This window comes from Tabrizicola flagellatus (genome assembly GCF_008271465.1).
In the GTDB taxonomy this organism is placed as follows: domain Bacteria; phylum Pseudomonadota; class Alphaproteobacteria; order Rhodobacterales; family Rhodobacteraceae; genus Tabrizicola; species Tabrizicola flagellata.
On sequence record NZ_VMDU01000007.1, the window covers coordinates 1 to 21,211 of the forward strand.

10 protein-coding genes and 1 tRNA gene are annotated in these 21,211 nt (G+C 68.5%); 5 read left to right on the top strand and 6 right to left on the bottom strand.

The features are described 5' to 3' along the window. Window positions 1-52 precede the first annotated feature (52 nt). Genes FL625_RS11265 through FL625_RS11280 form a run of 4 tightly spaced genes read right to left on the bottom strand, consistent with a single transcriptional unit; the run spans window position 53 to window position 12,582 of the window. Window positions 53-1,000, bottom strand: a complete 948-nt coding sequence (locus tag FL625_RS11265; RefSeq protein ID WP_149588777.1) for a hypothetical protein — start codon at window positions 998-1,000, stop codon at window positions 53-55. Window positions 1,001-1,005: 5 nt separating this feature from the next. Then, window positions 1,006-1,662, bottom strand: coding sequence for a 4'-phosphopantetheinyl transferase family protein (locus FL625_RS11270; protein WP_149588778.1), 657 nt, complete (start codon window positions 1,660-1,662; stop codon window positions 1,006-1,008). Next, window positions 1,659-6,245 (bottom strand): MupA/Atu3671 family FMN-dependent luciferase-like monooxygenase, encoded by a 4,587-nt coding sequence (locus FL625_RS11275; protein ID WP_149588779.1) that lies wholly within the window; start codon window positions 6,243-6,245, stop codon window positions 1,659-1,661. The genes FL625_RS11270 and FL625_RS11275 overlap by 4 nt, the downstream gene beginning before the upstream one ends. A 13-nt stretch (window positions 6,246-6,258) precedes the next feature. Beyond that, window positions 6,259-12,582: a type I polyketide synthase gene (locus FL625_RS11280; protein ID WP_149588780.1), complete on the bottom strand. Its 6,324-nt coding sequence runs from the start codon at window positions 12,580-12,582 to the stop codon at window positions 6,259-6,261. A 649-nt stretch (window positions 12,583-13,231) separates the two neighbouring features. Between FL625_RS11280 and FL625_RS11285 the strand changes: the two genes are divergently transcribed. The 3 genes from FL625_RS11285 to FL625_RS11295 are packed head-to-tail and all read left to right on the top strand — an operon-like array spanning window position 13,232 to window position 16,459. Further along, window positions 13,232-14,089, top strand: coding sequence for an ExeA family protein (locus FL625_RS11285; protein WP_235019389.1), 858 nt, complete (start codon window positions 13,232-13,234; stop codon window positions 14,087-14,089). Beyond that, window positions 14,090-15,649: a GumC family protein gene (locus tag FL625_RS11290; protein ID WP_149588782.1), complete on the top strand. Its 1,560-nt coding sequence runs from the start codon at window positions 14,090-14,092 to the stop codon at window positions 15,647-15,649. A gap of 6 nt (window positions 15,650-15,655) precedes the next feature. Continuing rightward, complete coding sequence (locus FL625_RS11295; RefSeq protein WP_149588783.1) at window positions 15,656-16,459, top strand: CpsD/CapB family tyrosine-protein kinase; 804 nt, start codon at window positions 15,656-15,658, stop codon at window positions 16,457-16,459. A gap of 68 nt (window positions 16,460-16,527) precedes the next feature. Here the strand turns inward: FL625_RS11295 and FL625_RS11300 are convergent. Continuing rightward, window positions 16,528-16,602: transfer RNA gene (locus FL625_RS11300), tRNA-Gly, on the bottom strand. 306 nt (window positions 16,603-16,908) lie between these two features. On the opposite strand from FL625_RS11300, the gene FL625_RS11305 reads away from it, so the two are divergent. After that, on the top strand, window positions 16,909-17,157 hold the full coding sequence (locus tag FL625_RS11305) for a penta-EF hand family protein (RefSeq protein ID WP_149588784.1): 249 nt from the start codon (window positions 16,909-16,911) through the stop codon (window positions 17,155-17,157). Window positions 17,158-17,320: 163 nt separating this feature from the next. Then, a complete protein-coding gene (locus FL625_RS11310) occupies window positions 17,321-17,518 on the top strand; it encodes a CsbD family protein (protein ID WP_149588785.1) in 198 nt (65 codons plus the stop codon). Window positions 17,519-17,661: 143 nt separating this feature from the next. Here FL625_RS11310 and FL625_RS11315 read toward each other — a convergent pair whose 3' ends face one another. Beyond that, window positions 17,662-21,102 carry a pyruvate carboxylase gene (locus tag FL625_RS11315; RefSeq protein ID WP_149588786.1) on the bottom strand — a complete coding sequence of 1,147 codons (3,441 nt, stop codon included), beginning with the start codon at window positions 21,100-21,102 and terminating at the stop codon, window positions 17,662-17,664. Between the last annotated feature and the right edge of the window lie 109 nt (window positions 21,103-21,211).

Consider the following 21,211-nt stretch of genomic DNA (forward strand, 5'->3'; position numbering starts at 1 on the left):
TCCTCGCAGACCCACCTTGGCACATCGATGCCGTCGGGGGGCGGTCACATCATCAGGCCGAAAGGCCCGACAAGCCCAGGTTGCGGATAACCGAATCAACAGTCTCCTGCATCAGCCGCGCCACCTCGGGAGAGGGGGGCGTCGCCGGGTTGCCATCGGCCCGCAGCAGGGCATGGGGCAGGCCGACCGGGCTTTGCTGATAGAGCACCGCATGGTGGACCAGCGCCACGAGGTAGTTGCCGATGTCGTTGAGATGGATCACGTCCAGCGATCCGTCCTCGGCCCGGGCAAAGAGGTCGGTCCGGTCGCGGACATTGCCCACGCCGCCCTGCGCCTCGACCGCGCGGACGAAGGCGGCCAGCACCTGGCCGGCGGGGATCAGGAAGATCCGCGTGCCTTCCGGCAACCGTTCCAGCGCGGGGCCGAGGACGCGCGACAGCCAGTAGCGGTCGTGATCCAGGTCCAGCCGCTCCAGCCAGCCTTCGGGGTCGTCCAGCTGGTGCCAGGTCTCGTAGAGATAGAGCCGCACATCGGGACGCGCCTTCAGCGCCTCGGCGGCCCAGCGGGCCAGATAGACCGGGCTGTCGTAGTAGCGGATCGAAGCCCGGATCTCGACCATCTCGGTCAGCACGATCGCGTCGTAGTCGCCGCTCTGGACGGCTTCCAGCGCCGGGCGAAAGCGGGGGTGGGCGTTTTCCGCCTCGAACCCGTTGATCGGCGCGTCGCCCCAATGCGCTTGCAGGGTCGTGCCCCAGCCGAGCTGGCTGTCGTAGCTGTGGCCGGCGGGAGCAAGCTGGGCCACCATCGCGGGCATGTCGCGGTTCACCAGGCTGTGGCCAAGGTGGAATACCGACAGAGGCTGATCCGGTTTCGGCACCGAAAACCCGGTCAGCCGGGTGCGCACCGACTCTGCCGAGGGCGCGCGGGTCAGGTGCCAGTAGAGCCCGCCGGCGCCGATCGCCGAAAGCAGGCTGGACAGGATCGCCGTCCGTCGCGTCATCATCGTCACCGTGTCACCCCTGCCAGAACCAGACCCTCGACCAGAGCCAGCCGGCCCCGCACCCTGTCGCCGGTGCGGAAGGCCCCGGCATCGGTCAGGAACTGGGCATCGAAGCCGTCCTCGGCAAGGGTCAGATGCACCGCATCAAAGCCGAACATCGCCCGCGCACCCTGTGCCTGCGCCTTGAACAGCGCCTCCTTCGCCGCGAAGAGCCGGCGCAGCCAGAGCCCCGGCTCCCCCGCCGGCAGCGCGGCACGTTCGGCGGCCGAGGCGATCTCGGGCCAGATCTCGGGCGCGAGCGGTTCGTCCGGCTCGACATCGACCCCGATCGGACCCCCGCGCCGGACGACGGCCACGGCCAGACCGGCCGAGTGCGAGATCGAGCCGGAGATGCCCTCGGGCCACAGCGGGGATCTGTCGGGCAGGCGGGGCAGCACGACCGGCGGCAGGCCGAGCGCAGAGAGCGCCTGGCGCGCCGCCTGGCGTCCGGCGGCGAATTCGCTGACCCGACGCGGCACCGCCCTGGCGACGGCCGCGCGTTCCTCGGGCCAGAGCGCCCCGGGGTCGGCGGCGGCAAGGTTGCAGACCGCCACCGAAACCCCGGCCGGGAACAGGTCGGCCAGCGCCTGCCCGACCCGGCCGAGCCGCAGCGGAGCGGTCATCCCAGCGCCTTCTCCCGCGCCTCGCGCATGGCCCGGCGGCGCGCCATGGCATCCATCCGGCTGTCGGCGGCCCCGGTCGCGCCGGGCTGCGGCGCGGGCGCGGCGGCGACGGGCGCGGCAACCTGGGCCGGGATGGCCGACGCCTGCGGCAGCACCTTGGCGACATGTTCGGCCAGCGTCGAGACGACCGGGAAGCGGAAGATGTCGGTGATCGCGATCCGGTCGGAGTTCAGCGCCACCTTCAGCTCGCGGTGCGCCTGCACCGCCAGAAGCGAATGGCCGCCAAGGGTGAAGAAATTGTCCGACCGCCCGACCTGCGGCACGCCGAGGACGCGGGCGAAGACGGCGGCGATGGTGGCCTCGACCCCGCCTTCCAGCGGCGCGACGGCCTTGGTGGCGGCGGGGGCGGCGGCGGCGTGGGGGGAGGGCAGGGCCTTGCGGTCCACCTTGCCGTTCGGGGTCAGCGGCATCGCCTCGAGCCGGACGACATGGGCGGGGACCATGACCTCGGGCAGGTGCGCAGACAGATCCCGGCGCAGCGCCTGCTCGTCCACCGGGCCATCGGCGGTGACATAGGCCACCAGGCGGACATCGCCGGGCTGATCCTCGCGGGCGATGACCACGGCCTGCCGGATCCCGGCCATCGCTTCCAGCGCGGTCTCGATCTCGCCCAGTTCGATCCGGTGGCCGCGGATCTTGACCTGGAAATCGGCCCGGCCGAGGTAGTCGAGCTTGCCGTCAGGCCGCCTGCGCACCAGATCGCCGGTGCGATACATCCGCCCCCGACCGGCAAAGGGATCGGGGCGGAAACGGTCGGCGGTCAGGTCGGGGCGCCGGAAATAGCCCTGCGCCACGCCCTCGCCGCCGATCCAGAGCTCTCCGGCCTCGCCATCGGCGACCGGGGACTGGCTGTCGTCCAGCACATAAAGCGCCGTGTTCGCAATGGGTTGTCCGATGTTGACCACACCCTCTGCCCCGGTTGTCGCCTCGACCGAGGACCAGATCGTCGTCTCGGTCGGGCCATACATGTTCAGCACCGGCCCGCCGATCAGCCCCGAGAGATCGCCGGCCAGGCGACCCATCAAGGCCTCGCCTCCGACCAGCATCCGCTTCAGCCGCGACAGCGCCGCACGGGCGCCGGGATCCTCGGCCAGCATCCGCGCCATCGAGGGCGTGCATTGCAGGTGCGTCACCCCGTGGCGGTGGATGAGACCGGCCATCGAGTCATCGGCCTCGGCCCCGGAGTTCGTGATCCGCAGGACCTCGGCCACATGTTTCAGCCCCTCCAGCACCACGGGCGTTGCGATGCCATAGTCGATGAGGCAGGCCACCTCGTCGATGTCGATGGCCTTCAGTTCCTCGACGCGCTTCACCGCATCCTCGACCGTGCCGAACAGGCCCGAGTCCTCGAAATAGCGTTGGAAGGCGAAATCGAGGATCGCCTCCATCTCGTCCGGGGCCAGCGACCGGAGGTCGATATCCATGGGATTGGCCACCCCTTGCGGCTTCTTGAAGGCCGGGAAGGCCCAGGCGTATTGCTTGATCAGCCCGGCCGCCGAGCGCAGGTAGCTTTTCATCGGCTCGCGCGCGACTTCGCGCGCCGTCTCGCGGTCGCTGGCGAGGAAGGTGTGCAGCATCAGCGTGACCTTGAAGCGCGACGGGTCGTGACCCGCCTCGGCCAGCGCGGCGCGGTAGAGCTTCACCTTGTCCGCGACCTCGGCAATCGACTGGCCGAGGAGGTGGGTGAGCACATGCGCACCCGCCTTGCCGGCATCGCGCCAGGTTTCGGGGTTGCCCGCGGTGGTGACCCAGGCCTCCACTTCCCTCGATACGGGGCGCGGCTGGGTCCTGACGGCAAAGGGCGTGCCATCCTTGCGCGGGAAGTCCACTGCCTCGCCGCGCCAGAGCTTGCGCACGGCGTCAAGCGAGTCGAACAGCGCCTGGCGGTTGGCGGGTGGAGTGTTCTCGGGCCGCAGCACGAAGTCGTCCGGCTGCCAGCCCGAAGCGAAGGCCAGGCCCGCGCGACCATTGGTCAGATTGTCGATGACAGCCCATTCCTCGGCAATCCGGGCGGGATGGTGCAGGGGGGCAACGATGCTGCCGGCGCGCACGCCGATGTTCTTCGTCACGGCGGCCGCCGCCGCGCCGGTGACCGAAGGGTTCGGGTAGGGGCCGCCGAAGGCATGGAAATGGCGCTCTGGCGTCCAGATGGCGACAAAGCCGTTCTGGTCGGCGAATTTTGCGCCTTCCAGCAACAGTTCATACTTCGACGGACCCGGCAGGTCGTCGTTGCCCCAGTAGTAGACGCTGAATTCCATCTTCCGCGGGCTGATCCCGTTGCCTCCCCCTGATCCGGCCGAGGGACGGACCCGGGCGCTGTCATCGGCCAGGACGACCGTAAAGCCGCGGGTCAGGGTCCAGAACAGCTCCAGCACCGAGATGTCGAAGCTCAGCGAGGTGACGGCCAGCCAGGTGCCGGGATCGGTGCCCAGCACGTCGTCCATACCGGCGAAGAAATTCATCGCGTTGCGGTGGGTGACGACCACTCCCTTGGGCCGGCCGGTGGAGCCGGAGGTGTAGATCACATAGGCAGGGTCCTCTGCGGTCGGACCATCGGCGGGGGGCGCAGCGGGGGCCGCCGCAAGCCGCGGATCGGTGTCGAGGACCAGACGCGCGGGGCCGTGCGGCAGGGCCTCGGCCACAGCGCTTTCGGTCAGGATGACGGGGCACCCCGAATCCTCGGCGTAAAGCGCCAGGCGGTCGGCGGGATAGGTCGGGTCCATCGGCACATAGGCCGCGCCGGCCAGCTGGATGCCGAGTGCGCCGGCCACCATGTCGGTCGTCCGCCGGCAGGCCAGGCCGACCAGCGTGCCGCGCCCGACGCCCAGCCCGCGCAGGGTGTTCGCGATCCGGCCTGCCCGGTCGGCCAGCTGAGAGTAGGTCAGCCGCGCCTCGCCCGCGACAACGGCGGTCGCCTCCGGCGTGCGCATGGCCTGCGCAAGGATCGCGCCGGGCAGGGTGGCCTGCCGGTCGTAGTCGCGCCGCGTGGCAGCAAGAGCCCCGGCATAGACCCTGGTCTCGGCCTCGGACAGCGGGCTGATGCCGGACAGATCGGCCTCGGGTGTGGCGGCCATCCTGGCAAGGACACGGGCGATGCGCTCGGCCAGCCGGGCGGCCTCGGCGGCGGGCAGGCGGGCGGCGTCGTGCCAGAGCGTCGGCGTGGGGCCGGTGGTGATGGTGACGGTGCTGCCGGCCAGCGGGGCGGTGCCCTCGCCCAGGGCGAGGCCAGAGGGCGACAGCGCGGTCAGGCCGGGCTCGCGCAGGGCGAGGTCGGCTGCGATGCCCCCGGCGGCGCGGGCGGCATCGAGCGCGCGGCTCGCGCGGGCCTCGGCCTCGGCCAGGGGGCCGGTTGCGTCGAGCCGGACCGGCACCCAGGGCAGAAGATAGCCCGGTGCGCGGTCCGCGCCCAGGCCCAGGGCGAGATCGCCCCCACTGCGGCCAAGCGCGCAGAGGGCGGCCAGCGCCAGGCGGGCAGGCTTTGCTTCGGGACCGTCGAGCTGGATCTGACGCCAGTCCTGCGCGGCCGAATCCGCTGATGCCAGCGCCGGATCGGGGTGCAGGAGCAGACCGCGCAGCCGTGCCTCGGCCTCGGCCGCGGGGGCTAGGGCTGCGTCAAGCCGGGCGGTTTCGGCGGCATCGGGCGAGGGCAGCAGGGCGCCGGCCCGGGCGGTGTCGATCGGCAGACCCTTCAGGCAGGTCAGCCGCGACAGGCGCACCGCGCCCGAACCGCAGGCCACCGTCACGCTGTCGGCATCGCGCGCCAGCACCGCGCCCGGCACGCCCGAACCCGCGACGACCTCGGCCAGGCCCACGGCCCAGACCTGTCCCGCGGCCTCGACCTTGGGCACGGCAAGCGGGTTGCGGTAGCCGCCATGGTCGAGCGCCCGCACCCGGCGGGCGACCGCTTCGGCAGGTTGCGCAAAATCCAGCCGTCCGGCGGCAGAGGGCCGGTCCGACCGCATCCAGACCTTGCGCGGGCCGGGGGCTTGCGGCTGGCGTGGCTGGCCGCCCGCCTCGAGTGCCGCGATGACATCGGTGAAACTGTCCAGCGCCGCGCTGAAGCAGCGGGCGTTCAGGGTGAAGGCGGTGTCGTCCGGCTCGATCGCGAAGGAGCGGGTGGCCAGCACCTCGCCCTCGTCGATCCCCTCGGTCATCAGATGCCAGGTGACGGCGTGTGCCGTCTCGCTGTTCAGGATCGCCCAGACTGGCGCGTTCAGACCGGCGTAACCGGGCAGCGGGCCGTCGTGGAAGTTGACCCCACCCTTCCGGGCCAGCGCCAGGACCGGCGCCGGCACCAGCGACAGGTTGGCGACCGATAGCAGCCAGTCGACCTCCAGGCCCGCCGTGCGCTCGACCAGGCCAGCGCCCGGTGCGATGACCCGCAGCCCCGCGCCCGCGGCCCAGGCCGCGACCCTGGGCTCGCGCGTGACCACCGCGGCAAGCCGATGACCCCGCTCCAGCCAGCGCTTGCCGCATTCGACTGTCAGGCTTTCGTTGCCGATCAGCAGGGCGGTCAGGGTCATGTCGGTCTCCGGGTCATTCGGCTGCAAGTCTTTGGGCGGACGGGCGGGTTTCGCCAGCCTCGGCCGCCTGGATCGCGGCCTTCATCCGTGCGGCAAGAACGCGCACGTTGGGTTCCAGCACCATGGAATCGTGGTCGCCCGGCACCTCGACCACCTCCAGCCGGGGGGCGAAGGGGGTCCAGAGGTTGTCGTGGAAGACGTATTCCCGCGCCTTGGACACCCAGTTTCCGCCCGTCACCTTGTAGTGGCGGTCCAAGGGCGGGCGGTAGAGGACCACATTCCCGTCCTCCCACCGCTTCAGCTGGTAAACCCCGATAGCATGGCGGAAGGCGGCCTCGATGGCGGCGTTGTTGTAGGAGGGCACGGTCGGGTCGGGCTCGTTCGCGGCCTTGGCGCGGCGCGAGCGTTCCCATTCCCAGCGCCGACGCGCCCATTCCGCCAGGAACTTCGGCCCGCCAGCGCGAAGTTCAGCCAGCTTGATCAGGGCCTTGTCCGGCTTGGTCAGGAAGGGCCGGACGGGCAGGGGCGTGTCGAGCAGGACCATCAGCGCGACCTCCTCGCCCTCGGCGCGCAACTGCCGGCCGATGTCCCAGGCCGTCAGCCCGCCGCCCGAGAAGCCGCCGAGCAGGTAGGGGCCTTTCGGCTGAACTTGCCGGATCTCGGCGAGGCAGGAGGCCGCGGCCTCCTCGATGGTCATGTGCGGCTTGTCGTCGCCGAAGAGGCCCTTGGCCTGAAGCCCGTAGAACGGCCGGTCGGTGCCCAGAAGGCTGGCAAGGTGGCGCAGGTTCAGCACGTTGCCGAACATGCCGGCGACCAGGAAGAACGGAGTCTTGGGCCCCCCCTCGCCCCGGTGCATGGCGACGAGGTGGGTGAACTTCGGCCCCGCCGGATCGGCAAGCGCGGTCGGCGCCGGGGCGCTGTCGTCCTGCGGGCCGATGCGGTCGATGATGAGCTGGGCGCAGCGGGCGATGGTCGGGGCCTCGAACAGGACCGAGATCGGGAAGTCGACCTTCCACTGCCGCCGGATCATCGCGAAGAGGCGCACGGCGATAAGCGAGTGGCCGCCGAGCGCGAAGAAGTCGTCCTCCACCCCCACTTCGGCGACGCCCAGAAGCTCGGCCCAGAAGCCGGCAAGGGTGCGTTCGACGCTGTTCCGGGGCGCAACATAGGCGCTTTCCAGTTCGGGTCGTGCAAAGCCGGGGCCTTCGGTCTCTGCCGCAACCGGTGCGTTGGCCTGTTTCACCAGCGCCTCGAGATCCAGCGAGGAGACAAGGACCTGCGCACCGTCTGCCGCAAGCGCTCGCAGGAAGGCCTCGGCGCCCTCGGCCGGGCGGATTCCGCCGGCAAGGGCCTGGGCAAGGCGCTGTTCGGCGGGGGACTGGCCGCGTTGGTCCTCGTCGCGGATCACGTCGCGCGGATTGGGCGGCTGCGGCTTGGCGAGCGCCTCCTCGAAGGCGACCTTGCGGAAGGTGATGCCCTCGACCTCGACCAGCACCTTGCCCGAGGGATCGGTCAGGGTGACATCGAAGCTGGCGGTATCCTCTGCGGGCGTGCCCGACAGGCGGACCCAGCTGCGGATTTCGGCGGGAAGCGGGCCATGGACCCGGATCGCGGTGGTCATCACCGGGGCCCAGACGAAGCCCTCGGCCACCTTCGGCAGAAGCGCGATGCCCCAGCCGGTGCCGATGTCGTAAAGCGCGGGGTGGATGGTGCAGGTGGCGGTGTCCTGCACGGCCTGGGTCGGAAGCGCCAGGGTTGCCAGCCCTTCCCGGTTGCCAAGCGCAGTCGCTTTCAGCACCTGCCAGCGCGGGCCGAAGGCGATCCGGTCTTCCTGCGCCGATGGCAGGGTCTCGCCCCCCGGAGCCGTGGCCTTGTCGGGGCAGCGCGCGGCGATGGCGGCGAGGTCGAGCGTTTCCGGTTGCGTCGTCAGGGGGGCCACGCCCATCTCGGCGGTCAGGGCCCAGCCCTGCGGCTCCAGCGCGCGGGCCTGCAGGCGCTGGCTGCCGTCGCGGGCCCGGGTGAGGCTGACGCGCAGGTCGCGCGGCAGGTCCGCCTCCAGCCGCAGGGGGCGGAAGACGGTCAGGTCGGTCAGGTGCAGGCCGCCCTTGAGGCCTGTGGCCATCAGCGCCTCGCTGGCGATCTCGGGGTAGGCCGAGCCGGGCAGGACCGCCGTGCCGTCCAGGAGGCGGTGGTCGTCCATCACCCACTGGTCCTTGGTCAGGGTGGCATGAAACCGGGTTTCATCCTCGCCTTTCTGCATCCGCTCGAGGACCAGTTGACCGGGCAGCGGCGTGCCCGCGTCCTTGCCCTGGCGTCGGGCGTCGGCGTCGGCGGCCATGCCGATGCCGGACCAGATGCCCCAGTTGACCGAGGTGACCTTGGTCAGCCCGCCCGCGCGGGACTTGGCGAAGGCGTTGAGGTATTCGTTCGCCGCGACATAGTCGGCCTGGCCCGCCGGGGTCAGGACGGTGGAGGTGGAACTGAACAGCACGATCCGGTCCACCGAGCCGTCAGGGAGAAGCGTGTCGAGCAGTTTCGTGCCGTGGACCTTGGGCGACAGGACCGCGTCGGCGGACCCCGGGTCCTTGCCGAGGAGGGGGGCGTCATCGACGGTGCCTGCGGCATGGACGACGCCATGGATCGGGCCGAACTCGGCCCGGACGCGGTCGAAGGCGGCGCGCATCTCCTCGGGGTTGCAGACATCGGCGGCGACGGCCATCACGCGACCGAGGCGTTCGAGGCGCGACAGCACCCCGGCACGGACCGATCCCGGTTCGGGGACGTGGCGGCCGATGAGCGCAACCTTGGCATGACGGTCGCGCATCAGGCGTTCGGCCACGGTGACGCCGATCCCGCCAAAGCCGCCGGTGATGACCCAGACCGAGCCTTCGGGCACTTCGGCCTGATCGGGCAGTTTCGCCGGCACGAGGCGGGTTTCCAGTCTCCGGCCGCCCCGGATCGCGGCGACGGTATTTGCGGGGGTGGCCAGCATCTCTTCGATGACGGCGGAGACGGTTTCCGGCGCGATCTTCCTGTCGAGCGTCACATCCAGAAGGCTGGCGGTCAGCCCCGGCAGTTCGCGTGGCATCACGCGGACCGGGCCGGCGACGGTGGCTTTCTCGGGGTAGGGCAGCGCCTCGGTCCGCACCTGGGCCGCGCCCGAGGTGACGACGGTCAGGTGGGGCAGGGGTTTCAGCCCGATCTCGCCCATCGCCTGACCGAGGAAGAAGAGGCTCCAGAAGCCCTGTTCGAGGTTGCGCTGGAAGAAGGAGGAGCCGGGGCGGAAGGCCTCCTTTTCCGTGACCAGCCAGAAATGGGCGATCCGGGCGGGCGACAGGTCGCGCTGGGCGAGGTCGGCGAGAAGCGCGTCATAGCCCTCGCGCCCGTGTTCGGGGGCCAGCGTGTAGGTGTCGTCCGAGGTCCGGGCGAAGGCGTCGCCGGCGTGGACGGTGATGACGCGGTGGCCGCCCGACCGCAGGCGCTGGACGGCGGCGCGGGCGAGGCCGGTCTCATCGGCGAAGACGAGCCAGGTCAGGGGATCGCCCAGTTCGGTTTCCACGTCCACCGGGCAGTCGGCGGGCATCACGCGCCAGCCGATCCTGTAGCCGAAGTCGGTCACGCTGTCGTGGCGGGCCGGGGTCAGGTCGGCCTCGGTCACCACGGCGGGTGTCCCGCGTTCGACGAAATAGCGGCTGCGCTGGAAGGGGTAGGTCGGCAGGGGGACGCGGCGGCGTTTCGCCTCGCCCCAGAGCTGGGTCAGGTCGGGTTCGGCCCCGCAGGCCCAGAGGCGGCCGAGGGTGGCGATGAAGTGGCGGTCGTCGCTGACGGTGTCGTCGGGGTGCCGCAGGCTGGCCGGGACCGGCTGGCCGCCCATCGCTCCGTTGGCTTGCGCGAGCGACGCCATGGCCCGGCCGGGTCCGACCTCCAGATACACGCGATCGGCCTTCTGGCGCAGCGTCGCCATGCCGTCGGCGAAGCGGACGGTGTTGCGCAGATGCGCGACCCAGTAGTCGGGGCTGGTCGCCTCGGCGTCCGTCAGGACCTGGCCGGTGCGGTTCGAGATGATCGGGATCTGCGGCGGCGAAAGCTGCATCCCCGCGAGGTGGGCACGGAAGGCAGGCAGGATGCCTTCCAGCATCCGCGAATGGGCGGCGATGTCGATGGCGATGCGGGTGGTGTCGATGCCATCGGCCTTCAGCCGTTCCGCCAGGTCCTTGAGGCCCGCGTCGGACCCAGAGACCACGGTCAGTTCCGGCGCGTTGACCGAGGCGATGTCGAGATCGCCAAGGTAGGGTTTCAGCGCGGCCTCGGACAGCGGCACCGACAGCATCCCGCCCGCAGGCACGGTGTCGAAGAGTTCGCCCCGCTTGCGGACGAGTCCGACGGCGGCCTCAAGCGTCATCACGCCCGCCACGCAGGCGGCGGCGTTTTCGCCCATCGAATGCCCGATCAGGACGGCCGGCCGGACGCCCCAGCTTTCCCACAGCTTCGCCAGCGCCACCTCGACGATGAGGATGAGGGGAAGCTGCTTCGAGGGCTGGCGCAGCGCCTCGGCCGCGGCCTGTTCCTGGCCCGGCGCGGGAAGCCAGAGCGCGCGGGTCTCGGCCTCGGCATCGCCCAGGGCGGCAAGACCCCGGTCCATCCATTCGGCGAAGACGGGTTCGGTCTCGTAAAGGTCGCGCGCCATGTTTGGATATTGCGCGCCGCCGCCGGGGAACATGAAGACGACATCCGGGGCATCGCCCAGCCGCCGCTGGGTGAAGACGCGGCGGGGATCGCCGGCCTCGAGCATCTTCGCGGCTTCCTCGTGGGAGCCAGCGACCAGCACGCGCCGGTGTTCGAAGGCGCGGCGGCCTTCCTTCAGCGTCCAGGCGACATCGGCCAGGTCCTGTTCGGGATGGGCGCGCAGGTGCGCGGCAAGGCGTTGGGACGCCTCGCCCAAAGCCGACTGGCTGCGGGCCGAGAGCGTGATGAGTTGGAAGGGCCAGTCCGAGGGTTCGGAGGCCGCCACGGCAGGGGGTTCCTGCACGACGACAAAAGCATTGGTGCCGCCGACGCCAAGCGAGTTCACGCCGGCGCGGCGGGGGCCCATGCGGCGGGGCCAGTCCGACAGCCTGTCGTTCACCCGGAAGGGGCTGTTGTCGAAGTCGATGGCGGGGTTCGGGGCCTCGAAGTTGAGGCTGGGCGGCATCTGGCCGTGGTAAAGTGCGAGAGTGGTCTTGATGAGGCTTGCGACCCCGGCGGCCGTATCGAGATGGCCGATGTTGGTCTTGACCGACCCGATCTTCGCAAAGCCCGTGGCGTCCGTCGTGCGGCGGAAGGCCTCGGTCAGGGCGGCGACCTCGATCGGGTCGCCAAGATAGGTGCCGGTGCCGTGGCATTCGACATAGTCGATGGTTTCGGCAGGTGTCCCCGCGACGGCCAGGGCGGTGGCGACGCAGGCGGATTGGCCTTCCACGGACGGTGCCAGATACCCGGCCTTCGCGGCCCCGTCGTTGTTGACGGCGGACCCCTTGATGACGGCCCAGATATGGTCGCCATCGGCCAGCGCGTCTTCCAGCCGCCGCAACAGGACCGTGCCCGCGCCCGACCCGAAGACGGTGCCCTGTGCCCGGTGGTCGAAGGCATGGCAGACGCCATCGGGCGACAGGACCTCGCCCTCCTTGTAGAGGTAGCCGCGACCCTGGGGCAGGTCGATGGTCACGCCGCCCGCCAGCGCCATGTCGCATTCGCCGTTCAGAAGCGCCTGGATGGCATAGTGCACTGCCACCAGCGAGGTGGAACAGGCGGTCTGGATGCCGAGGCTCGGCCCCTTCAGGTCGAAGACATGGCTGACGCGGGTGGACAGGAAATCCTTGTCGTTGCCGGTATGGCGGAGCAGGAACATGCCGGTGCTTTCCACCAGCGCCGGGTTCGAGCAGAGGTTGAAGTAGAAATAGCTGCCCATTCCGCAGCCCGCGAAGACGCCGATGCGGCCCTTGAACCCTTCGGGCGTATGGCCTGCACTCTCCAGCGCTTCCCAGGCGACCTCGAGGAACTGGCGGTGCTGCGGGTCGAGGATGGCGGCCTCCTTCGGCGAGAAGCCGAAGAATTCCGCGTCGAAGCGGTCGTAACCCTCCAGCAGGGCGGCCGCGGGGACGTAGTTCGGGTTGCGCAGCACGGCCGGGCTTTCGCCCGAGGCAAGGATTTCCTCTTCGGTCAGCCGGCGCACGGCCGACCGGCCCTGGCGCAGGTTCTCCCAGTAGGCGGCGATATCCGCTGCCCCGGGCAGATGCGCGGCCATGCCGACGATGGCGATATCCGTTTCTGCCGGAAGGTCCTGCATCGCGTCCTTCATGCCATTACCCTCTCGACTTGCCTTCCGTGGCATCCGCCAACCGGCGCACGGTCTGCCCCAGGGGCCGCTTGCAACAAGCGGTCCCGCGACCCGCACCGGCCCCGGGACAAATCTGCACAATCAACACCACTCCACACCTTCCCGAAAACCGGGGACTGACCGGGACCATCAACGATTCGCGCGCCGTCAAAATTTCCTTGAGCTTTCCTACATGACTCCGGCTAGATACGCACGGACATTGGGAGAGAAAATGGCCATTTCAGGGGGAATCCAGACCCTACAGCGATGATTTCCCTACTTTGTTGCCGTAGCGGCATCAGTAGAGTGGAAGCCGTCGCCATGCCGTTGAAGTATGATTAAGACAGGGGTGCAAGAGACCGGAGGCCCCGGGAAATTGCTTAAGGGTGAGTGAATGACGCGCAGTAGGTCCCGGAAGTTGTTATCGCGCATCCTGTGGTTCGATCCGGATGCCGGAAACGCGCCGGATACGGTGCCGGAAACGGCGGACACTGCCGCAGACACTATGCCGGACATCCCGACCTACCAGGATCGGAGCTTGGTCTCGACCCCTCCGCCCTCGTTCGTCGAATCACCCCGTCCCGCGGTGACGCGGGTTCGTTCGCGGCTCTTGCCGAACGAACCGCCCGTCGTGTCCACGCCGGATCTCTACACCGAACATTTCGGCCTGAAGGTGCGGCCCTTCGCCCTGACGCCGGATCCGGATTTCCTGTTCTGGCCCCCCTCGCACCAGCGCGCCTACACGATGCTGGAATACGGCGTGCGCGCCCATGCCCCGATCACGCTGATCACCGGCGAGGTCGGCGCCGGCAAGACCACGCTCCTGCTGCACCTCGTGCGGTCGCTGGGATCCGAGCTTCGCGTCGGGCTGGTGTCGAACCCGCACGGCTCGCGCGCCGAGCTTCTGCGCTGGGTGCTGCATGCGCTGGAACAGCCGGCCGAGATCGAGGAAAGCTATGTCGATCTCTTCTCGCGCTTTCAGAACTTCCTTCTGGCCGAATATGCCGCCGGCCGCAGCGTGGTGCTGATCTTCGACGAGGCGCAGAACCTGTCGCCCGAGGCGCTGGAAGAGCTGCGGATGTTCATCAATATCAACTCGGGCAAGGACGAGGTGCTGCAGCTGGTCCTGATCGGCCAGCCCGAGCTGCGAGAGATGGTTTCCCGGCCCGAAATGCGGCAGTTCGCGCAGCGCGTGGCGGCCAGCTATCACCTCGGCGCGATGGACCTCAAGACGCTGAGGGGCTATATTCCGCACCGGCTCAAGGTGGCAGGCTGCGAGCGTCGCATCTTCACGGCGCCGGCAATCGCGATGATCTACGAGCAGACCCAGGGCGTGCCCCGCCTGGTCAACCAGCTTTGCGACCTGGCGATGGTCTATGCCTTTACCAAGGGGCGGCAACTGGTCACGCCGGCCATCCTGCAGCAGGTGCTGGATGATGGCGTGTTCTTTTCGGCATCTGCCCCACGCGAGACGAGTGAGAAGACCTGAATGACGCTTGATTTGCGTTTCTACCTTTCCCTGATCCTGCGTCGGCTTCCGATCATCGCCGCGATCATCTTCACGGCGACGACGGCGGGGATTCTCTATGCCGTATCGCTGCCGCCGGTGTTCCGCGCCGAGGCGCGGCTGCTGATCGAGAATGCCCAGATCCCGGACGAACTGGCCGCCTCGACGGTGCGATCGACCGCGGACGAGATCCTGCTGGCGATCCGGCAGCGGATCATGACCCGCGACAACCTCCTGGCGATCGCCGACCGGCACGACCTGTTCGCCGGTGCCACGAAGATGACGGCCGAACAGAAGCTGGTCGACATGGTCAGTCGCGTGTCGATCTACATGCCGAACACCCAGGGCAATACCGGGGTCGTGACCGTCTCCTTCGGCGCCTCGGAACCCGAGCTTTCGGCAAGCGTTACCAACGAGATCGCCGAGCAGATCGTGCAGTGGAGCACCGAGCTGCGCACCGGGGCCTCGGCCAGCACGCTGGATTTCTTCGAGCAGGAGGTCGAACGGCTGACCGAAGAGCTCGGCCAGCAGAACGCCAGGATCCTGGAGTTCGAGCAGGCCAACCGCGATGCGCTGCCCGAAAGCCTGGAATTCCGCCGCACCCGGCAGGCCGCCCAGCAGGAACGCCTGTTGCAGCTGGACCGTGATCTTGCCAGTCTGCGTGACCGCCGCCAGCGGCTGACCGAGCTCTACGATCGCACGGGACGGGTGGTCACCACCGCCGACGCCCGCACGCCCGAAGAGGAACGCCTGGAACGTGCGCGGCAGGAACTGGCTTCTGCGCTGGTGGTCCTGTCGCCGACGAACCCGCGGGTCAGGGCCTTGCAGAACGAGGTCACCGCGCTGGAAGAGGCCGTCAAGGAACAGCGGGACGCCATTGGTGGCGGCCGGCTGACACCCTTCCAGGTGCAGATGCTGGACATCGACGGGCAGATCCAGTTCCTGGCCGAGCAGAAGGCGCAGATCGAGCAGGAGGTGAAGGATCTGGAACGCAGCATCCAGGCGACCCCCGGCAACTCGATCAAGCTGGCCGAATTGCGCAGCAACTACGAGACCTTGCGCGTCCAGTACGAACAGGCGGTCGCCAGTCTGTCCGAGGCCCGCATGGGCAACCGGATCGAGGCGACGGATCGCGGCCAGCGCATCACCATGATCGAGAAGGCCGTTCCGCCGGCCTTCCGGGCCGAACCGAATCGCAAACGGATTTCGATCGCGGCCTTCGGGGCCGGGGTCATCCTGTCGGGTGCCCTGCTCTTCCTGCTCGAGGTGATGAACCAGACGATCCGGCGGCCGTCGGAACTGGCCAAGGTGATCGGGGCCCCGGCTTTCGGGACGGTCGGTGTGATCGAGGGCCCCCGCCCGCATCGGCCGGCCTTCTCGGGCAACCTGGCGCTGCTGGCGGTCTTCCTGATAAACATCCCGATCCTGATGCTGGTCGTGCACATCTACATCAAGCCGATCAACACTCTCTTCGGGCAGGCGACCCAGGGCCCAGATCCAAGCGAGGTCGCCGCCCCGGCGGCCTCTGGCAAGACCGAGTAGGACGACATGGAACGGATACAATCGGCACTCGCGAAGGCCCGGGCCGCGCGCGACCGCAAGATGCAGGGGTCCAAGCCCGGCGCCCCGGCGCAGATCGAAAGCGGACCCTGGCACGACCTTGCGGAAGTGGTGCTTGATCCCAGGCGGCTGGAACAGAACCGGATCGTGGCAATGCACCCCGGCCAGAGCGCCGCCAGCTTCGACCTGATGCGGACGAACATGATCCGCACGCTGCGGACGAACGGCTGGACCAGGGTTGCGATCACCTCGCCCACTCCGGCCTGCGGCAAGTCCACGATCGCGCTGAACCTCGCCTTCAGCCTGTCGCGGATGGCCGACACCCGGGTCCTGCTGATCGAGCTGGACCTGCGGCATCCCTCGCTGCTGTCGATCATGGGGCTGGAGCCGGGGCCGGAATTCGGCGGCATGCTGGCCTCGGGGGTGCTGGACCTGCGGCAGATCCGCCGCTGCGCGCCGAACCTGGCCTTCGCGGTCAGCAGCACTCCCATCGCCAGCCCGGCCGAGCTGTTGTCCGCGACGCGGACGGCCGACCTGATCGACGAGATCGAGACCCGGCTGCGGCCGGATGTCATCCTGTTCGACATGTCGCCGATGCTGGTGAACGACGACGCGATTTCCTTCCTCGACCAGGTGGACTGCGCGCTGATGATTGCGGCGGCGGACGAGACGACGGTCGCCGAAGTGGACCGCTGCGGCAAGGACCTGGCCAAGCGCACGCAGGTGCTGGGCGTGGTGCTGAACAAGTGCCGCTATCCCGAAAAGGAAGGCGCCGTGGCCTATCCCGAATAGAGCGCGTTCCGCCGGCAGCGCCAGAAACGACAAAGGGCCCCGAGAGGGGCCCTGTCTTTTGGTCCGGATGGAGCGGGCGATGAGATTCGAACTCACGACCCTAACCTTGGCAAGGTTATGCTCTACCCCTGAGCTACGCCCGCGCCGTCTGGACGAGCGGGGATTTATAAAGACCTGCGGGCGGCTGCAAGGGGAAAGTGAAGCGTCGTGCAAAATTTGTGCGGATGGGCGGTTGCGGCCGGCGAATCCTGGCGGAAGACGGCGCGCTGCCGCGGATGCATGTGCAGCGCAAGGGGCGTTGCAACGTTGTCAATTTCCCGTGATGGTTGCCTCGACTGCGCGGAGTCCATCTTGGAAAGCGCAATCAATTGAGTAACTTGCGCGGCGAAGGCAGAGTCGCCTTCTTGCGCGGCCGCCGATGCTGCGTTGCCGCAAACTGGAGAGTAGAAATGAAGAAGATCGCACTTGTTCTCGCTGCCACCGCCCTGTCGGCCACGGCTGTTCTGGCCGAAGACGCCGCGGCGCCGGAAGTTGTCGACACTGATGCGAACGGCAGCTTCTCGCTGGCCGAAGTCCAGGCCGTCTACAAGGCCGTGACCGAAGAGGCCTTCAAGGCCGCCGACACCGACGCCTCGGGCGAACTGTCGGCCGACGAACTGAAGGCCGCGGTCGACTCGGGCGCCTTCAAGGCCGAGTGATCGACAGGCTTCAGCCAATGTCGGGGGCCGTCCTTCGGGGCGGCCCTTTCCGTTTGCGGGTTTCCGCCGGTCCCGTGTCGGGGGCGGAACCAGATCGCGACTTGCCCGTTCTCTCTCCGTGAAGGCTGCCCCGGATGCGCGGCCAGTCAAGAGGAGAAGACCGATGAACAACGATCAGATCGCCGGCAAGTGGAAGCAGCTGAAAGGCGAGGCCAAGATCATGTGGGGCAAGCTCACCGACGACGAGCTGGACATCGCCGAGGGCCACAAGGACAAGCTGGCCGGCAGGATCCAGGAGCGTTACGGCAAGACCAAGGAAGAAGCCCAGCGCGAGGTTGACGACTTCTTCTCGCGCTACTGATCCGCAATCCCCGGGTGGGCGTCAGCGCCCACCCACCCCGCGGGGGCCAATGGTTGCCGGACGGTTAATATCCGCGGGCAAGCCATTGACTCCGTTCGGGTGGCAGGCCTGTCCACGGTGGACAGGCCGCACGACCGACCCGTCTATTCCAGCTCGATCAGCAGGTCCTTGGCCTCGATCTGGCTGCCCGGATGGACATGGATCGCCTTCACCACCGCCTCGCGGTCGCAGTGCAGTCCAGTCTCCATCTTCATTGCCTCGATGTTGAGAAGCAGGTCGCCCGCGCGGACTTTCTGCCCCACCGTCACCGCGATCGAGGCCACGGCTCCCGGCATCGGCGCGCCGACATGGGCGGGGTTGCCCTCTTGCGCCTTGGGCTTGGCCGCCGTCTTGGCCTTCACCGCCCGGTTCGGGACGCGGATCACGCGCGGCTGGCCGTTCAGTTCGAAGAAGACCTTGACCTCGCCGTCCTCGGTCGTCTCGCCCACCGCCTGCAACCGGATTTCCAGCGTCTTGCCGGGGTCGATCTCGACCGACACCTCGTCGCCGGGCTGCATGCCGTAGAAGAAGACCGGCGTCGGCAGGGTGCGGACCGGGCCATAGGTCTTGTGGCGGCCCATGTAGTCGAGGAAGACCTTGGGATACATCAGGTAGCCGTTCAGGTCCTCGTCATCGACGGTGATCCCGTTCATCTCGGCCGAGATCTTCTTGCGCGTGGCCTCCAGGTCCACAGGAGGCAGGGTCTTGCCGGGGCGCTCGGTCAGCGGCTTTTCCCCCTTCAGGACCTTCTTCAGGATCCCCTCCGGCCAGCCGCCATGCGGTTGCCCGAGGTTGCCCTTCAGCATGTCCACCACGGACTCGGGGAAGGCAACATCGACGTTCGGGTCCTCGACCTGCGCGCGGGTCAGACCCTGCGCCACCATCATCAGCGCCATGTCGCCCACGACCTTCGAGGAGGGCGTGACCTTCACGATGTCGCCGAACATCTGGTTCGCGTCGGCGTAGGCCTGGGCGACCTCGTGCCAGCGCTCCTCCAGCCCCAGCGACCGCGCCTGGGCCTTGAGGTTGGTGAACTGCCCGCCCGGCATCTCGTGCAGATAGACCTCCGAGGCCGGGGCCTGGAGGCCGGACTCAAACGCCGCATACTGCTTGCGGACGGCCTCCCAGTAGTCGGAAATCTGCCGGATCGCCGCGATGTCGAGGCCGGTGTCGCGGTCGGTATGCCGCAGCGCCTCGACGATCGACCCAAGGCAGGGCTGCGAGGTGCCGCCACTGAACGCATCCATCGCCGCATCGACCGCATCCACGCCCGCGTCGCACGCCGCGAGGATCGTCGCCGCCCCGGCGCCCGAGGTATCGTGCGTGTGGAAATGGACCGGCAGGCCGATCTCCTGCTTCAGCGCCTTGATCAGGACCTTGGCCGAAGCGGGCTTCAGAAGGCCCGCCATGTCCTTCAGCCCCAGCACATGCGCGCCGGCCGCTTTCAGCTCCTTCGCGCGGTCGAGGTAGTATTTCAGGTCATACTTCGACCGGGCCGGGTCCAGAAGGTCGCCGGTATAGCAGATCGTGCCCTCGCAGACCTTGTTCGCCTCGAGCACCGCGTCCATCGCGACGCGCATGTTCTCCACCCAGTTGAGGCTGTCGAACACCCGGAACACGTCCACCCCGGTTTTCGCGGCCTGCAACACGAAGCTGCGCACCACATTGTCGGGGTAGTTCGTGTAGCCCACGCCGTTCGAGGCGCGCAGCAGCATCTGCGTCATCAGGTTCGGCATCGCGGCCCTCAGGTCGCGCAGCCGCTGCCAGGGACATTCCTGCAGGAAGCGGTAGGCCACGTCGAAGGTGGCGCCGCCCCAGCATTCCACGCTGAACAACTGCGGCAGGTTCGCGGCATAGGCGGGTGCGACCTTGATCATGTCGATCGACCGCATCCGGGTGGCCAGCAGCGACTGGTGCCCGTCGCGCATCGTGGTGTCGGTCAGAAGGACCTTGGTCTGCGCCTTCATCCAGTCGGCGACCGCCTGCGGGCCTTTCTGCTCCAGCAGGTTCCGGGTCCCCATCGCCGGTTCGGCCTTGGGCAGCGGCGCCTTCGGCGGCTTGGCCTCGGCCGGGGGCTTCGGCCGGCCGGCCGTCTCGGGATGGCCGTTGACGGTGATGTCGGCGATGTAGAGCAGGATCTTCGTCGCCCGGTCGCGCCGCTTTTTGAAGGCGAACAGCTCGGGCGTCGTGTCGATGAACTTGGTGGTGTAGGTGTTGTCCAGGAAGGTCGGGTGCTTCAGGAGGTTGATCACGAACTCGATGTTCGTCGCCACCCCCCGGATGCGGAACTCGCGCAGCGCGCGGTCCATCCGGGCAATCGCCTTTTCGGGCGTCTGGGCGTGGGCGGTGACCTTGACCAGCAGCGAGTCGTAATAGCGGGTGATCACCGAGCCCGCATAGGCCGTGCCGCCGTCGAGACGGATGCCGTTGCCGGTGGCGCTCCGATAGGCGGTGAGGCGGCCGTAATCCGGGATGAAGTTGTTCAGCGGATCTTCCGTCGTCACCCGGCATTGCAGCGCGTGGCCGTTCAGCTTCACGTCGGCCTGGGAGGCGACGCCCGTCGCCTCGGGCAGGGACTTGCCTTCCTCGATCAGGATCTGGGCCTGGACGATATCGATGCCGGTGACTTCCTCGGTCACGGTGTGCTCGACCTGGACGCGGGGGTTCACCTCGATGAAGTAGAACTTGCCGGTGTCCATATCCATCAGGAATTCTACGGTGCCGGCGCATTCGTAGTTCACATGCGAACAGATGCGCTTGGCCATCTCGCAGACTTCCTCGCGCTGGGCCTGCGTGAGGTAGGGGGCGGGGGCGCGTTCGACGACCTTCTGGTTGCGGCGCTGCACGGTGCAGTCCCGCTCCCACAGGTGCCAGCAGTTGCCCTGCTTGTCGCCCAGGATCTGCACCTCGACGTGGCGGGCGCGCTGGATCATCTTTTCCAGATAGCCTTCGCCGTTGCCGAAGGCGGCCTCGGCCTCGCGCCGGCCCTCGCGCACCTTCGATTCCAGTTCGTCCTCGGACAGGATCGGCCGCATGCCCCGGCCACCGCCACCCCAGGAGGCCTTCAGCATCAGGGGATAGCCGATCTCGGCGGCCTGCTTCTTGATGAGGGCGATGTCATCGCCCAGGACCTCGGTCGCGGGGATGACCGGCACGCCGGCCTCGATCGCAACGCGGCGGGCGCTGGCCTTGTCGCCAAGCGCGCGCATCGTCTCGGCGCGCGGGCCGATGAAGGTGATCCCGGCCTGGTCGCAGGCCTCGACGAAATCCGGGTTCTCGGAGAGAAGGCCATAGCCCGGATGGATCGCATCCGCCCCTGACATCCGCGCCACCCGGATGATTTCCGGGATCGAGAGGTAGGCGCCCACCGGCGACAGCCCCTCGCCGATCCGGTAGGCTTCGTCGGCCTTGAAGCGGTGGAGGGAAAGCTTGTCCTCCTCGGCATAGACCGCGACGGTCTTCTTGCCCATCTCGTTGGCCGCCCGCATGACGCGGATCGCGATCTCGCCGCGGTTGGCAACCAGGATCTTCTTGAATTCGGGCATCGGCGACAGCTCCCCAGGGTGCGGCAAGGCCTATGCACCTTAGGGGCGCTGCGGTGCGGCGCAAGAGGGAATGGCGCCGTTTCCTGACAGAAATGCGACGGTATGCCGG